Source organism: Allocellulophaga tsushimaensis (assembly GCF_055383085.1).
On the sequence record NZ_AP039451.1, the window covers coordinates 3608548 to 3624777 of the forward strand.

At 33.7% G+C, this 16230-nt stretch carries 9 protein-coding genes; 2 read left to right on the forward strand and 7 right to left on the reverse strand.

Going from position 1 to position 16230, the window contains the following annotated elements:
• Positions 1–32: 32 nt before the first annotated feature.
• Positions 33–2093: a S9 family peptidase gene (locus ACZ451_RS15630; protein ID WP_464214069.1), complete on the reverse strand. Its 2061-nt coding sequence runs from the start codon at positions 2091–2093 to the stop codon at positions 33–35.
• Between the two features lie 147 nt (positions 2094–2240).
• Between ACZ451_RS15630 and ACZ451_RS15635 the strand changes: the two genes are divergently transcribed.
• Both ACZ451_RS15635 and ACZ451_RS15640 read left to right on the forward strand, forming a co-directional pair.
• Positions 2241–2567 (forward strand): YbaB/EbfC family nucleoid-associated protein, encoded by a 327-nt coding sequence (locus tag ACZ451_RS15635; protein WP_464214071.1) that lies wholly within the window; start codon positions 2241–2243, stop codon positions 2565–2567.
• Positions 2568–2810: 243 nt separating this feature from the next.
• The gene (locus ACZ451_RS15640; RefSeq protein WP_464214073.1) at positions 2811–4706 is read left to right on the forward strand and encodes a hypothetical protein; all 1896 of its coding nucleotides are present in this window, start codon (positions 2811–2813) and stop codon (positions 4704–4706) included.
• A 183-nt stretch (positions 4707–4889) separates the two neighbouring features.
• Here the strand turns inward: ACZ451_RS15640 and ACZ451_RS15645 are convergent, their stop codons facing one another.
• The 6 genes from ACZ451_RS15645 to ACZ451_RS15670 form a co-directional block, all read right to left on the reverse strand.
• Positions 4890–6191 carry an aryl-sulfate sulfotransferase gene (locus ACZ451_RS15645; RefSeq protein ID WP_464214075.1) on the reverse strand — a complete coding sequence of 434 codons (1302 nt, stop codon included), beginning with the start codon at positions 6189–6191 and terminating at the stop codon, positions 4890–4892.
• Positions 6192–6280: 89 nt separating this feature from the next.
• A complete protein-coding gene (locus ACZ451_RS15650) occupies positions 6281–8269 on the reverse strand; it encodes a protein-disulfide reductase DsbD family protein (RefSeq protein ID WP_464214077.1) in 1989 nt (662 codons plus the stop codon).
• 217 nt (positions 8270–8486) lie between these two features.
• The gene (locus ACZ451_RS15655; RefSeq protein WP_464214079.1) at positions 8487–9716 is read right to left on the reverse strand and encodes a redoxin domain-containing protein; all 1230 of its coding nucleotides are present in this window, start codon (positions 9714–9716) and stop codon (positions 8487–8489) included.
• Positions 9717–9728: 12 nt separating this feature from the next.
• Positions 9729–10910: a redoxin domain-containing protein gene (locus tag ACZ451_RS15660; RefSeq protein ID WP_464214081.1), complete on the reverse strand. Its 1182-nt coding sequence runs from the start codon at positions 10908–10910 to the stop codon at positions 9729–9731.
• A 162-nt stretch (positions 10911–11072) separates the two neighbouring features.
• On the reverse strand, positions 11073–12596 hold the full coding sequence (locus ACZ451_RS15665) for a RagB/SusD family nutrient uptake outer membrane protein (protein ID WP_464214083.1): 1524 nt from the start codon (positions 12594–12596) through the stop codon (positions 11073–11075).
• 17 nt (positions 12597–12613) lie between these two features.
• Positions 12614–16060: a SusC/RagA family TonB-linked outer membrane protein gene (locus ACZ451_RS15670; protein WP_464214085.1), complete on the reverse strand. Its 3447-nt coding sequence runs from the start codon at positions 16058–16060 to the stop codon at positions 12614–12616.
• Between the last annotated feature and the right edge of the window lie 170 nt (positions 16061–16230).

A 16230-nucleotide genomic window follows, 5' to 3' on the forward strand; every position in this document is an offset into this window, starting at 1 on the left:
CAAAATAACAGCACAAATTTATCACTTTTTTTTTACTTCGCTATTTTTCCTTCTAAATCCATTAAAAACGCATACTCTTTAGCGAGTTCTTTTAGCGATTCAAACCTTCCTGATGCACCACCATGACCAGCATCCATATTAATATCAAAAAGCAATTGATGTTTATCTGTTTTTAATTCTCTTAACTTAGCAACCCATTTGGCTGGTTCAAAATATTGCACTTGAGAATCATGAAACCCTGTAATAACTAGCATATTAGGATAGTCTTTTGGAGTTACATTATCATAAGGCGAATAGGACTTCATATAGTCGTAATATGCTTTGATATTAGGGTTGCCCCATTCATCATATTCACCAGTTGTTAAGGGTATTGTTTCATCTAACATGGTAGTTACAACATCCACAAATGGTACAGATGCAATAATACCTTTATACAATTCAGGAGCCATATTACTTACCGCTCCCATTAATAAGCCACCTGCAGAACCGCCAGAAGCATATAAATGGTCGTCACTAGTATAGTTGTGTGCTATTAAATGTTTAGAGCAATCTATAAAATCTGTAAAAGTGTTTTTCTTTTTAAGAAGTTTTCCTGTTTCATACCAATTTCTACCTAAATATTCACTTCCTCTTACATGCGCAATTACAAATATAAAACCTCTATCCAATAAACTTAAACGAGTAGAAGAAAAATAGGGATCTAAGGTATAACCATAAGAACCATATGCATATTGTAATAAGGGGCTTGTACCATCTAATTTAGTTTCTTTATGATATACAATAGACATGGGCACTTTAACACCATCTCTTACTGTTGCCCATATGCGCTCAGAGATATAATTTTCCTTTTGAAATTTACCTCCTAAAACTTCTTGTTCTTTCATTACTACACTTTGCTTGGTCTTCATATTAAAATCAATAACAGAACTTGGAGTCGTCATAGCATTATATCCATAACGCAATACTTCTGTATCAAAATCTGGATTAGCACCTACATTAGCAGTATATGTTTCATTATCAAAAGGTAAAAAGTAACTTTTATTTGTTTCCCATTCAACAACTTTAATTAAACTAAGTCCATTTTTACGTTCAGAAATCACATAAAAATCCTTAAATATTTCTATATCTTCTAAAAGTACATCTTCACGATGCGGAATAAAATCTTTCCAATAATTGGATGCCGTTTTATCTTCTTCTGTTCGCATCAATTTAAAATTGGTAGCGCCGTCTTTGTTCGTTAAAATGTAGAAGTTTCCATTATAATGCGCTATAGAATATTCTACACCCGTTTCCCTTTCTGAGAATACTGTAAATTCATTGTCTGGCTCATTTGCTCTAATAAATCTATATTCTGATGTTAAGGTGCTTGAAGATCCTATTACAATATATGCTTTAGATTTAGTCTTATACACAAAACTATTATAAGTTTCATCTTTTTCATGATATACTAATACATCTTCAGAAGTTGGCCTTCCCAAAATATGCTTGTAAATTTTATCTGATCGTAATGTTACTGGGTCTTTTTTAGTGTAAAAAAAAGTTTTATTATCATTAGCCCATACTGCACTTCCAGTTGTATTTTCTATCTTATCAGTTAAAATTTCTCCTGTAATTAAATTTTTTACTTTTAGTGTATACTGCCTTCTAGAAACCGTATCCACTCCAAAAACAGCTAATTTATTATCTGTACTAATACTGAGTCCTCCTAAATTAAAATACTCATGACCTTTTGCCATACTATTACAATCAAAAAGTAATTCTTCTTGGGCTTCTAAAGTTCCTTTTTTTCTACAATAGATTGGGTAATCTTTATTTATTTCGTAGCGCGTTATATACCAGAATCCATTTTTCTTATAGGGTACAGAAGAATCATCTTCTTTTATTCTACCTTTCATTTCATCAAAAAGAACTTTCTGAAAATCTTTAGTATGCAATGTTTGTTCTTCATAATATTGCTTCTCTTCGTTTAAATAAGCGAGTACATCCTTGTTATCCCTTTCATTTAACCAATAATACGCATCCATACGAACATCTCCATGTTTCTCTAATTCTTTTAGTTCTTTTTTAGCAAAGGGTATCTTTTTTTGTGACATCTTGTCTTTTAAATTTTTACAGCGAACGCAAAACTAACACTTAATAAAAAATAAAGGTCTTTTTGAGGATTAGTATTTTATATTTAATACAGGGTTTAACACATTTTATTAATTTTGTAAACTAATTTTAACTAAAAACTAAATATAATGTTCGGAGATTTAATGGGTATGATGGGGAAATTAAAAGAAACCCAAGAAAAAGTAGCACAAACAAAAAAACGTCTTGATACGGTTCTAATTGATGAAAAATCTAGTGATGGAAATATTGCAATTACGATTACTGCTAATAGAACTGTAAAAAATATTAGTATTGATGCATCTTTACTAAACGATAAAGAACAATTAGAAGATTATCTAATTTTAACCATAAATAAAGCTATAGAAAAGGCCACTAATGTAAATGAAACTGAACTTGCCGCTGTAGCAAAGGACGGTATGCCAAATATTCCTGGAATGGATTCATTATTTAAATAACGAATAGATGTAGTGGCAGATATGAACTAATTTTATCCAATTATTCTTAAAGCCTTAGATCATATATTGCATTTTAAACTTAATAAGCATTTTTAAGTAGACCAATAATAGTTCTCTTTTTATAAGTTATATGATTCCTTATTATTAAGAAGATAAAACTATGTAAAAACACCAAGTAATATTTGTTATGTTAATAATAATGCAACGACAGTAGTGATATTAAAATACTAAACAAAAATAATGATGAAAAAATTAATTTACATTTTTTTAATTTTAACAATTACCTATAGCTGTAGCTCTGACACTGAAACACCTACAATTGATGATCCAATTGATAGTCCTACTCTCCCAGAAAATGTGGTATACAATGAAGATGCAGATGGAGATCTTTCGAATAATGGCACAGCACCTACTTCCGTTACGTTAGCTCCAGGGGATAACCGCATACTTTCAGATCAAGAAATGGATAATCCTGACTATTTTACTTTTATTATACCAGAAGGATATCAATTAAGTGAAATAAATGTAGAAGCTTATGAAGCAGGTGACCCTGCTTTTATTGGTATTGCTGGAGGAACAACTATTTCTGGTAATATGGCAGGTGATCTTTTAGGTGGTCTGATATATGGTAATGCAAATGTAAATACAGATATACTACCTGCAATGGGAATGTTAGATGGGGCTACAGGCTTTACTCCTCCTCTACCAACTGGACCTTATACAATATGGTTAAATCAAACAGGAGGTATTTCTACTGTTACCATAAATTTAGTACTTACAATGGCTCCAGAGGTAATTCCAGATCCAGAGAATTTGGTATATAATGAAGCAAATGATGGAGATCTTTCTAATGATGCTAATGCGCCAACAATGTTAGATTTAACTTCTGGTGATAACCGTATTATCTCTAATCAAGAAATGGACAATCCAGATTATATTACATTTGTTGTGCCTAGCGGATTTGAGTTAAGTCAAATAAATTTAGAAGCGTATCAAGCGGCTGACCCCGCTTTTATTGGTATTGCTAGTGGGACTATGGTTTCTGGAGCAATGGCAAGCGACCTTTTAGGAGGACTAATATATGGTGATATAAATTTAAATACTGATATACTTCCAGCAATGGGAATGTTAGAGGGAGCTACTGGCTTTACTGGTCCACTACCTGCTGGTCTCTATACTGTATGGTTAAATCAGACAGGAGCTAGATCTACGGCTACCTTAAATTTTGTTATCACAGTAGCCACTACAACTACACAAAATGCTATTTATGATGAAAGTATTGATGGTGATCTTTCTAATGATGCCGCTGTTCCAACATCAATAGATTTTACTTCTGGTGATAACCGTATTATTTCCAATCAAGAAATGGGCAATCCAGATTATATTACATTTGTTGTCCCTGATGGGTTTGAATTAAGTCAAATAAATTTAGAAGCGTACCAAGCGGCTGACCCTGCTTTTATTGGTATTGCTAATGGAGCAACCGTTCCTGGAGCAACAGCAAATGATCTGTTAGGGGGGCTAATATATGGAGACCCAGAGTTAAATACAGATATCCTTCCTGCAATGGGAATGTTAGATGGCGCCACAGGCTTTACAGGAGCATTGCCTTCTGGTATATATTCGGTATGGTTAAACCAAACAGGTGTTAGATCTACAGCTACCTTAAATTTTGTGATTACAACAGCGACAGCTCCAACAGAAAATATCATTTATGATGAAAGTGTTAATGGAGACCTTTCCAATGATGCAAATGCTCCAACAATGATTACTCTTGCTACAGGAGGTAATATTATTATTTCTAATCAGGTAAGTGGTAATGCCGATTATATCACATTTGTTGTTCCAGATGGATATCAATTAAGTCAAATAAATTTAGATGCATATGAAGCTGCAGATCCAGCTTTTATAGGTATTGCTAATGGAGCAACCGTTCCTGGGGCAACGGCAGGTGATCTTTTAGGAGGTCTAATATATGGTGACACAAATGTTGGAACAAATATATTACCCGCAATGGGGATGTTAGATGGTGCAACTGGTTTTACGGGTCCATTACCCGCTGGTCAATATTCCATATGGTTAAATCAGACGGGAGCATTATCCACAGCTACTTTAAATTTTGTAATTGATATGCCATAGTATTTATAGTACTATTAAAAATCCAGATAATTTTATTGGTATAAAAAAGTCAAGCATACGCTATTAAGTATGCTTGACTTTTTCTAATTTGTTTTGAATACAGAATACTTGTACAAATAATAATATTTATCTAGCTGAAAGTAAACGAAGTCGCCTCTATTTTGACTTTGTTTCTAGTTTTCTTCATTGATTCAGAATTTGAACTTCTGGTGCATCTTTATCATAGTGATATCCTCTCCAAAAAAAACCTGGTTCGGTATACTTCCAAACTACCTGTCCAGCTTCAGTGACTTCCCAAAAACCAAAATCGCCTTCGGTAATCAAGCGATTTCCATTTGGTAATAAATCAACTCCTGATACATTTCTAGAAAATAAATCTAAATCGGTAAAACTCCATACTTCTTCTGGTTCGTTGTCTACTCCAGACTGTAAAGATAGGTTTTCAGGAATTTTCAATTCATAAGCAACAGATTGTTTCGCTGAAACACCATTGGCGTATACTAAAATATTTCCTGCTCTTTCACCCGATAATAGATTAGGAAAATGGTTTCTATCAAACCTTTTAGCTCCAATATTATCATAAGCTTCAGGGTTTCCAAATCTATAAATAAGATCTCCTCCTTTGCTCTTATTTCCTCCTGAATTGGTCTGTGCTTCCGCTGTTGTAGTGCTATGATCTATTACCCAAATTTCACTATAAAAATTAGCACTTAAATAAATAAGGTCATTTTCGCTATCATATGCCAGGCCATTAGCATGGCTTACATCGCCTTGCGCATTGGGTACTCCTAAATAATTAATATCAATTAATTGCGGATTATCGGCAACAACACCAAAATTCATTTTGGTATCATCAAAATCTTGTATCAAATGATCCCACATGTGCCATTGCCATACAATTTCATCTGTGGTGGGATCAATTTCTAGAATCGCATCATAAATTATAGGGGTTTCTTGAGAAAAACCAATTGTATCTGCATCTTCAACGGTCTTTTTTTCCCATGTAAGAAATAAAATATTACCATTTGGCAACATCACCGCATCATGATGCGCAATATGGTTTTCATCTGCATATTCATAACTCCATTCTACCTCACTATCTTTATTAATAATGGCAAGAATACCTCCAACACCACCAAGTTTTATATCTGGTGATTTAGATTCGAACATCGCTAATAGTTTTCCACTTGGCAATAAAAATGCATTATTCCCCAGTTTTTGTTCTTTTAGGTCCCATTCAAATACAATCTCGGTTTCCTTATCCATAAGATATACACGATTTGCTCCTGCATCATTAACTAAAATAAGACCATCATATATCTTATCTGCATCAATTACTTCTAAACCCTCAATTACTGGCATTGGATCTTCTTGCATTTGCATTGGATCTTCATCTATGACTGTAGTTTCTGCTTCACAAGAGAATAGGAAACAGGCTAAAACAAAAAATGAGATGTGCTGCATGTGTTTTTTTAAATATTTCATAGTCGCTAATTATTTTTTTATCAATTTAAGTACATTAAAATGTGTTACATAAAGAACTATTAGTAGTTTATTTTAATTGTATTTCTACATTAATTTGAGTTTACCCTATTAAACTTTGCTATACCTTTATTGAGCCATCCAAAATATTCATCTACATTTGGAGTATACGCAACAGGAGCAATTAAGTTTTCTTCATTATGGTCCATTAATACATAAAAAGGTTGAGAATTTGCCTTGTATTTAAGCGTCTGTAATTCACTCCATTTTTGACCAATATATTTTAATTTTTTTCCTGGGTTTAATTTAGATATGGTAACTTCATCAGCTGTCAGTTTTCGTTTGTCATCAACATATAATGATATGAGCACCACCTCGTTTTTCAAAAGTTCTAATACCTTAGGTTTAGGCCATACATTCTGTTCCATTTTACGGCAATTAACACAAGCCCATCCTGTAAAATCTATCATCACTGGTTTCTTAACTTTTTTTGCATAGTCTAACCCTTTTTCATAATCGTTAAAAGCTAAAATATCGTGTGGAGCTAACAAATGTGCTCCATCGGGTAAGGCATTATGGCTTGCTGTTACTCCTGTATTTTTTGAGTTCCCTACTCCATACGGCGATTCACTATAATCTTGTGGAGGAGGAAAAGCACTTATTAAATTTAATGGTGCACCCCATAAACCTGGTATAAGGTAAATGGTAAATGCAAATGTTACAAGCCCTAGCCACAATCTCCCTACAGAAATATGAGACAAAGGAGAATCATGTGGTAATTTAAGTTTTCCGAAAAGATATAAAGCCAATACTGCAAAAATAGCAATCCAAATGGCTAAGAAAGCTTCGCGTTCTAAAACATGTAACTGTAATACAAGATCTGCTTGGGAAAGAAATTTAAATGCAAATGCCAATTCTAAAAATCCAAGGACCACTTTAACTGTATTTAACCATCCTCCAGATTTTGGCAAAGAATTCATCCATCCTGGAAAAGCTGCAAATAAGGCAAAAGGCAAGGCTATAGCCAATGAAAAGCCAAACATTCCTATTATAGGACCAATACCCCCACTTGCAGAACCAGCTCCTATAATACTCCCCACAAATGGGCCTGTGCATGAAAAAGAAACAATAGCTAGTGCTAATGCCATAAAAAAGATGCCAATATACCCTCCTTTATCCGCTTTAGCATCTATTTTATTTGCCCAAGAATTAGGCAACATCAATTCAAAAGCGCCTAAAAAAGAAGCGGCAAATACAATCAGTATAATTCCAAAAATGAGGTTAAACCAGACATTAGTTGCCAATGCATTTAGGGAACTTGGTCCAAAAATAGCCACTACAACTGTTCCCAAAAGCACATAAATAACAATAATAGAAATACCATAAATAATGGCATTTCGTATCCCTTCTGCTTTAGTTTTACTCTGCTTGGTAAAGAAACTTACGGTCATAGGAATTAATGGAAAGACACAAGGAGTAAAAATGGCTATAAAACCTGCTCCAAGGCCTAGAAAAAAAATAGTCCAAAGGCCATTATTATTTGTAGACGATTCTTGTTTTGTTTCTAGATCTTTATCTACTGTAGTTCCTAAACCCTTTTTTGTGCTTTTATCAATAGTAGCAGAACTAGTTTCAGAAAGTTTAAACACTAAATCTACTTCTTTAGGAGGAAGACATTTAGTGTCGTCGCAGACCATAAACTCTACACTACCTGTAATTGAGTTAACAGCACCATCTACTTTCACCTTTTGCTTAAATACTGCTTTATGTTCAAAAAATTTAATCTTCATGTTAAAGATTGGATCAAGGATGGTACGTCCTTCATCCTCTACAGTATCACCAATAGCATCAATACCGTTGGTTTCATTATAACTAAAAGTAGTAGCTAAAGGTCCATTATCAGGAACCTCTTGCGAGTATAGATGCCAACCCTTTTGTATGGTTGCCGTAGAAATCAGCAGATACTCATCTGTAGCTATTTTTTCTACAGCGGTAGACCATTTTACTGGATTATATATTTGTGAAGTTGCATTAAAAACACAAATAAACAAACTTAAAAGAGTGATTAATTTTATTCTCATAAAGCTTTGTATTTATTTTAATTTGGTATGTGTAAGGGTTACAATATTGGAGTAACCCCTATACACATTGACTAACATGAAAAAATTAATATTTAAAACTACGTTTATGAAAACACAGGTTTAATGTTTTAAATAAAAAAATCTTGGAGTATTTTACCTAATGGATAATTCCATGATAGTATTATTCTATTTTATGCTATTTTAATAGCGATATGGTTTAGTTATAGTTCTTTTTAAATTTATTTCCGTAAAGGTCTATTAGTTTTATATCCATAAAATCATCTCTCATTTTTCGAGTAACAATTTTTCCGGAGGGATCAAATAATATACAAGTAGGAATAAAAGGTATTTTATACACCTTAGCTAAATCTCCATCAAAGCCTTCTCCATCAGACAATTGTAGCCAAGGCATTTGTTCTTCTTCTAAAGCTTCTAACCAATCTTCATGGCTATCATCCATTGAAATACTTATCATTTCAAAACCTTCAGGATAATAACTTTGATAAACTTTTTTAAGATGAGGAATATCATCTCGGCAAGGTCCACACCAAGAAGCCCAAAAATCGAGTAATACATAGTTGCCTTTCCCCACATAATCAGATAGTTTTACTTTATTACCTTTAGGGCCTTTAAAAGGGAGGTCTACAAAAATTGCTCCATCTGCTACACGCTGTGTCTCTTTAATTTTTTCTAAAACTTTTTTACCTTTTGTTGTTTTGGTTATCTCATTAGAAAGTGTAGAACTTAACGTTGTCAATTCTTCTAAAGAAAGGGAAGGGATAGCCTTATTTGCTGCATAAAGGCCAACCATATTATCTGCATTGCGCTCCGTAAAATTTAATTTATATTTCTTTTCACTACGCTCATTATATTCTCTTCTTTTTATAGCCTCTCTTTTCTGAGCAATAGCCCCTTTTTCTGCAGAAGCATCTCCTATATTTCGTTGTGAATTATTATTATTGATTAATTCTATTAAATTTTCTTCATATTGCCTATAACGTTCGTGCAAATCTGACCCTAAAATTGCTACTTTTCCATGATTTAAATTTCCTTGTGAAAATAATTCTTGTTCATTAGTGATACTATCGATATGAGCTGTTATCGTCACTTTAGTATTTTCTAAAAAAATTGGAATTACAGGTTGGTATACAAGATCTTCATCTTTTTCATTTTTAATATGATCAATAGTAACAGTATATAAATCAGGGTTTTCTACGATTCCTGTAAATTGAAATTCTTCATTTTTTATGACAGCTACATCAACAAATGTGGTATCAAAAACACTGTGTATAAAATCATCTTCCACAAGTTTTAAACGAACCTTAGTACCATCCTTAGAACCTTTTATCTTTCCATCAATGGTATAGCTCTTAAGTGTTTCCGAAGCGCATCCCGACAAAAAAATTATAGCGGATAATATGAAGAAAATATGTAGTTTATGTTTCATTAGATTATTGGATTAGAATTCAAATATTTCTTTGAGTTTGTCATCTAATTCTTCTTCGCTGAGGTTTTTGGCAAGAATATTTCCTTCTTTGTCCAGAAGATATGTTGTGGGGAGATACGGCACTGCATAAATGTTGGCCACGTCTGTGGTAGAATTCTCATCTGCCCGTGTATCTACTACATGAATCCAATCTGTTTGGTCTTCATCAATGGCCTTTTTCCATTTCTTCTCATTAACATCTGTAGAAATAGCTAACACTTCAAAACCAGCATCTTTATATTTACTGTATACCTCTTTTAAATGCGGATATGATGCTCGGCAAGGTCCACACCAAAAAGCCCAAAAATCAAGGAGTACATATTTATCTTTAATATCACCTAATGAAATATCTTTTCCTTCAGGGCTTTTCAAGGTGAAATTTGGAGCCTTGTTCCCTGGACGCATTCTTTTAATAATAGTATATTCATCTTCAAAAGCTTTGTAAACACCAGTGTTTTTAGCAGCACCGCTAAAAAGTCCTATGGTTTCTGTCATTTGATCAAAATCCATTGCATATTCCGTAAAATAGCCCTGTAAGGCATAAGGTGCCACAACAGATGAGGCATTTGTCTTCACAAAATCTAAAGTAGTATTCAGCTTACGATCATCAATTTCTTGACTTAAGTGATTTAATTCATTTATTTGATCATAAATTTGTTTTGCTAAGGAATCGTCTTCCTTTTCTGCAGCTTCCTCATAGTCTTTCACTAAGCTAGTGAACGCATTGTATTTAGGTTCATTGAAAATGGCATCTAATTTTTCTGTTAAAGAAGCCAAAAGGTCTTCAGATTTTGATCCAGTTATTTCACCTTTTACAGGCTCATAAGGACCTCGTTCTTGATTAAGGTCTGCCTTTATATGTATAGGACTGTTTTCTAAAAAGAAACCAATTGCTGCTGTCTCCGCTAATTTTAGGTCTACATAAACGGGTTGATCAATATGCCCTTTAAAGCTAAACTTACCAGCCTTCATTTCAGTACTATCAATTACTTTTGGTTCTTTTTCTACATAATCATAATAGTATAATAAAACCATGCTGTCTTCAGCGCCTTTTATCTCGCCTGTAACGCTATACCCTTGAGGTTCTTTTTCTGTACATGATAGCAATACTAAAATTAATGTCAATAGTGTTCCTATTTTTTTAATCTGTTTCATTTTATTTTTTTATTTATAATTCTATTTCTTAAAACAATTTTATGTAATTACACTTGGAATGTACATTTTAGGCAAAGACAATTGCTTTTAGACAACTAAAAAATTGTCTTTGCCTTTAATGAAGCTTTATCGCATCATATTATAATAATGATAGCCTATTTATTAATACCCAGGGTTTTGTACAACAACACTATTAGTTGCATCTATATTCTCTTGGGCTATTGGTAAAATAAACCGATCCGAATCGGTTGCAGTTTCCTTTACATCAGACACCTGAAATCCTGTACCAAAACCATCTGCAAAATCATATCGTATTAAATCAAACCAATCTTCACCCATTTCGCCAGCAAGTTCAATTCTTTTTTCAACACGTACAGCTTCTAAGAATTCAGCCAATGAAATACTTGCAGGATAGGTTTCAAATCCGTCATCGCCTGTTGTAGTTGCACCAGCACGTGTTCTAATAGCATTTAAAGCATCTAATGCAGCAATAGAGACGGTATTATTTGACCGTGCCTCTGCTTCTGCAAAAATTAAGTACAACTCTGCCAAACGCAGGTGGTATATCATTTCAAAAGGTTCGCTGACACGATTATTACTGAATTTTTGCATTGCTGCTGCCTCTTCGTAATAATAATCGTCATAGAAATACCCTAATTGTGTCTCTACCCTAGACCCATCAAGCGTAATAGCTTGTCCGTTAATAGCTACTTCTCCATTAACTATATTACTAGCAAATTGAACATTAACTCTTGCATCAGCATCATTCCATGCATCACCAAGACCTAAACTTTCTGTACGTGCATCACCTCTAGAACCAAACAGGATTTCAGGATTATTAAATAAGGCCTCTGAAGTATTATCAAATAACTCATCGTAGGTAGGTGAAAGTCCAAAATTGGAATCAAGATTATTAATAATATTACTTGCTAAAGTTGCTGCTTGTGTATAATCACCTTGGTATAGCAATACTTTAGCTTTTAGTGCATTGGCATAGGTTTTACTTACAAAAAATTTAGCTTCTCTAAATTCTGGTGCCGTAGCGATACCGGCATCCAAATCTTGCATAATTTGCGCATAGGTTTCTGCTACGGTATTTCTTGGTAATATTTCCAAATCTCTAGCAAAATTTGTTCTAACCACTACACCAAAAGTAGAATTTGCATCGTAAAACTGACCATACAAACGCAGTAAATAAAAGTAAGCTGTAGCTCTTAAAATTTGAGCTTCGCCAACAATTTCATCCCTGCGGGTTTCTGTGCTAAAAATAGCATTGTCTAATGCTGGTACAGTTTCAATAATTAAGTTGGTACGATTGATTAGGTTATACAAATTAGTGTACATTCCTAAATTAACATCACCATTAAACACTACAGGATTATTTTCATCAAAACCTTCTTGTTCTGAGTTACCTTGATTGTCTACCGTAATAGTGGCTACACCACTTAATCTGGAGGGCACATACCATAAATCTGGAAAACCGCTACTAATTGAATTTCTTCTAAATGCAGCGTAAGCCCCGTTTAAAGTAAGTTCTGCTATAGCTTCAGAATCAATACCAGTATCTGCTGGTAAGGTAAATAAAGGTTCAAAATCGTCTATATCTCTGCTTAGTTCACAAGAAAATGCTAAGGACAGCATAATTGTTAATAGCGTAATTGAAATGTATTTATATATTTTTTTCATTAGTTTATTTTTTTATTTTAAAAACTTATGTTAAGTCCAAGACTGTATGTTCTTGCCTGTGGAAATGCAATACCAGAATCAGTAGTTAAATCTAAAGTTGCACCACCTCTTGGCTGATCTACTGCTTCTGGATCTATACCAGGATAGTTAGAAATAGTAATAAGATTATTTCCATTTAAGGTTAAACGTGCACTGCTGAGTCCAATATTTTGAAGTAATTTTTTTGGAAAATTATAGCTTAATCCAGCAGAACGTAATCTCATATAAGAACCATCTACTACAGCCCTAGAATTCGCATCAAAATGAGTATCCGAACCTAATCTTGCAAAGTTGGCATCAGTATTTTCTGGAGTCCAAGTTTCAAAAACTAAAGTAGTATAATTAAGACTTGGATCAAAGTTTGCTAAACTTTGTGGTCTTATCCATAGCCTATCATTACCTTGTACAAATTGCCAGTTAACGAATAAATCAAAATTCTTATAGGTAAAGGTATTGCTCCATCCTCCAAAATAATCAGGATTAATATCCCCTAAAGACACTCTATCCTCTGGAGTAATTTCGCCATCGCCATCTACATCTCTATAAATATAATCTCCTGCCACTCCTAAACCTTCTTGGTATTGGCCATTAGGAGCTGCATCGTTTAAAGCGGTAACCTCTTCATCTGTTTGCGCAATTGATGCTACATCAAAGCCTAAAATAAATCCAATCGGCTGGCCTTCGCGTACATTATTTGGTGCTAAACTACCATTTAAAGCATCTACATTGTTATCTACAAACGAAATATTAAAAGAAGAATTCCATATAAAGTTTTTAGTTTTTATAAGGTCTGCTGTTAACGAAAATTCCCAACCTGTATTGCTTACATCAGCAACATTAGTATTCACAGATAAAAATCCGGTTTCTGCTGGGATAGGTGTTGGTAAAATAACACCATTTGTTTTTCGTTCAAAATAAACCACTTCTCCAAAAACCCTATTATTCAATAAGCCAAACTCCAATCCTAAATCAAACAGATCAGTAGTTTCCCATTGAATATTTGGATTTGGTACATTGATAGGTACAATACCAGCTCTGCCATTATAGGTGGAACGATTAAGTGCCTCTGCTCGTATAGAGGGTATAAAAGAAAAAGAAGGTAAGTTGTCAGAACCTGTGCGTCCTAAACTAGCCCGTAATTTTAATTGGCTTAAAAAATTACTTTCCTTTAAAAAAGATTCATTATGCGCATTCCAAGCAAATGCTCCAGAAGGGAAAAATGCTCTTTGGTTATTGGGTCCAAATTTGGTTGAAGTATCTGAACGCCCAGTAAAGGTTAACAAATAACGATTTTTATAGCCATAATTGAAACGAGCGAATAATGAATTAAGACCTGCCTCAACTGCATCACTACTAAACGCAATGATCTCTTCAGCAGAACGAATATCAGTTAAAAATTCGTCATCAGGAAAACCACTATAAGTTTGACTTTCGAATTCTACAAAATTACGATCCCAAGAAACTCCTGCCACGGCATCTATACGATGATCTGCATTAAACAAGGCATTATAACTTAAGGTATTTGCAAACGAATTGTTGTAGCTTTCCGATCGGTTAATATCTAAAGTAGCTGGTATCGGTACATTATTACCAAACGCATTGTTATTAAAACGTGCGCTTTGCGTTCCTGATGGGCTAAATATGGATCTTCTGTTGCTATTAAGGTTAGTACTGAATTGAGACCTAAATTTAAGATTTTTAACCAATTGGTACTCTGCATATAAATTACCAATAATGTTTTGCGAGATAGCCCTATTCCGTATTGTAGCACCATCACCTAACGGATTACGTGTATTGCCTATACCCAAAAGATTAGATGAAGTAAAATCTCCATTTTCATCAAATATGGCTAGGTCTGGTCTAAATAAGCCTTGACTTAAGCCACTTGTACCAAAACCTGATTGTTTGTTTACCGAATAATTATAATTAAAAGTTGCACCTAAACGCAGCTTTTTGGTTGCTTGGGCATCGATATTACTAATAATATTATATCGCGTAAGATTAACCCCATTAAGCACTCCATCTTGGCTAGATACCCGTGATGACAGATTATAATTTACATTTTCTGTACCTCCATTTACGCCAAGACTATATTCGGTCCATAAGGCAGCATTATTGATAATCTCGTTTTGCCAATCCGTATCTGCATTCCCAAAAAAACCATCAGGATCATTAAAAATGGCTGCTTGTCCTGGAGAAATTTGTTCTAAAAACAGAGGTAAGAACGGAAGCAGATAATCTGGTAGTCCTCTTTCAAGAAAATCTACAGTTAAATTCGTTTGCTCAGTAGCAACCTCTCTGTATTGTTCTGCATTGAGTGCATCAAAAACAGCAGTAGGAAATTGAACTGTTGCATTATGCGAAAAAGTTAATTTTGGTGCCTGATTCTTTTTTCCACGCTTAGTGGTTACTATAATTACTCCATTAGCTGCTCTAGATCCATAGATAGCTGTTGAAGAAGCATCTTTAAGTACATCAATACGCTCAATATCATTAGGGTTAATAGAAAGTAATGGACTCTCACGCTCATTAAATGTAGCCAAACCATTTGAGTTAGAATTTTGAATTACTTGTATTGGTATTCCATCTATTACATAAAGAGGTTGGTTGGTTCCATTAATCTGACTTAAACCTCTAATGTTTATGGTAGCACCACTACCGGGAGCACCGCCTGCTGATTGTACAAATACACCAGGTATTCTACCCACTAAGGCTTGATCTAGTGTTTGTGCTTTTAATTGTGTAATTTCTTCTGCTTCTATAGATCCTACAGTACCTGTAAGGTCTTTTTTTCGTGTAGAACCATACCCTACTAAAATCACCTCTTCCAATTCATCTACTTGTGAATTCATGGTAATAGTATATGATTCTTGTGTAGATGTAATTTTTTGGTAATAGAACTCATAGCCTAAGCTTACGAAACCTACATACTCATTTAAAGCAACTTCTATTGCGAAATTACCATCAAAATCTGTAGTAGTACCTCTAATAATTTTGTCTTGGGTCCTATCTGTACCATTAATAGGTTCTATTTTACTGGTATATATGGTAACTTGAGGAATAGGATCTCCATTCTCATCCAATACAACTCCTTCTATAGTAAAGTAATCCTGTACTAAAGGTTTTTTAGTTAATATAATTGTATTATTGATAAATTCATACGAACTATTAATAGGACCTAAGCCCATATTTAATAATTTTCTTGTAGAAATAATACCTCTCTTTAATTTTACCAAAGGTGCATTTTCAATTTGTTCATTACTATACACAAATCTATAATCTGTTTGTGTTTTGATAAGATTAAAAATCTCTTCAATTGAGGCTGTAAAATCGGCATCAATAGTAATTTTTGCGTCCTGTGAGAAGGTGTATTTTGGACTAAAACTTAATAATGATGTACAAAAAAAGAAAATAAATGCTCTCATAATTATACGATAGAAACTCGTTTTAAAATAAAACGGCGCATGGGTTAATTTTAATTTCATAAATTTGAAAAGTTAGTTAGACATTAGTTTAATTAGCATATACAAAGGAATAAAGCCGAAGCCGTGGAAAGTTTATGGCCTTTATTCCTTTATTTTTAGTTTAGTTATCT

Coding starts and splice junctions, on each gene's coding strand:
- ACZ451_RS15635 (WP_464214071.1), top strand. CDS start 2,241: ATGTTCGGAGATTTAATGGGTATGATGGGGAAATTAAAAGAAACCCAA.
- ACZ451_RS15630 (WP_464214069.1), bottom strand. CDS start 2,093: ATGTCACAAAAAAAGATACCCTTTGCTAAAAAAGAACTAAAAGAATTA.
- ACZ451_RS15655 (WP_464214079.1), bottom strand. CDS start 9,716: ATGAAACATAAACTACATATTTTCTTCATATTATCCGCTATAATTTTT.
- ACZ451_RS15650 (WP_464214077.1), bottom strand. CDS start 8,269: ATGAGAATAAAATTAATCACTCTTTTAAGTTTGTTTATTTGTGTTTTT.
- ACZ451_RS15660 (WP_464214081.1), bottom strand. CDS start 10,910: ATGAAACAGATTAAAAAAATAGGAACACTATTGACATTAATTTTAGTA.
- ACZ451_RS15645 (WP_464214075.1), bottom strand. CDS start 6,191: ATGAAATATTTAAAAAAACACATGCAGCACATCTCATTTTTTGTTTTA.
- ACZ451_RS15640 (WP_464214073.1), top strand. CDS start 2,811: ATGAAAAAATTAATTTACATTTTTTTAATTTTAACAATTACCTATAGC.
- ACZ451_RS15665 (WP_464214083.1), bottom strand. CDS start 12,596: ATGAAAAAAATATATAAATACATTTCAATTACGCTATTAACAATTATG.
- ACZ451_RS15670 (WP_464214085.1), bottom strand. CDS start 16,060: ATGAGAGCATTTATTTTCTTTTTTTGTACATCATTATTAAGTTTTAGT.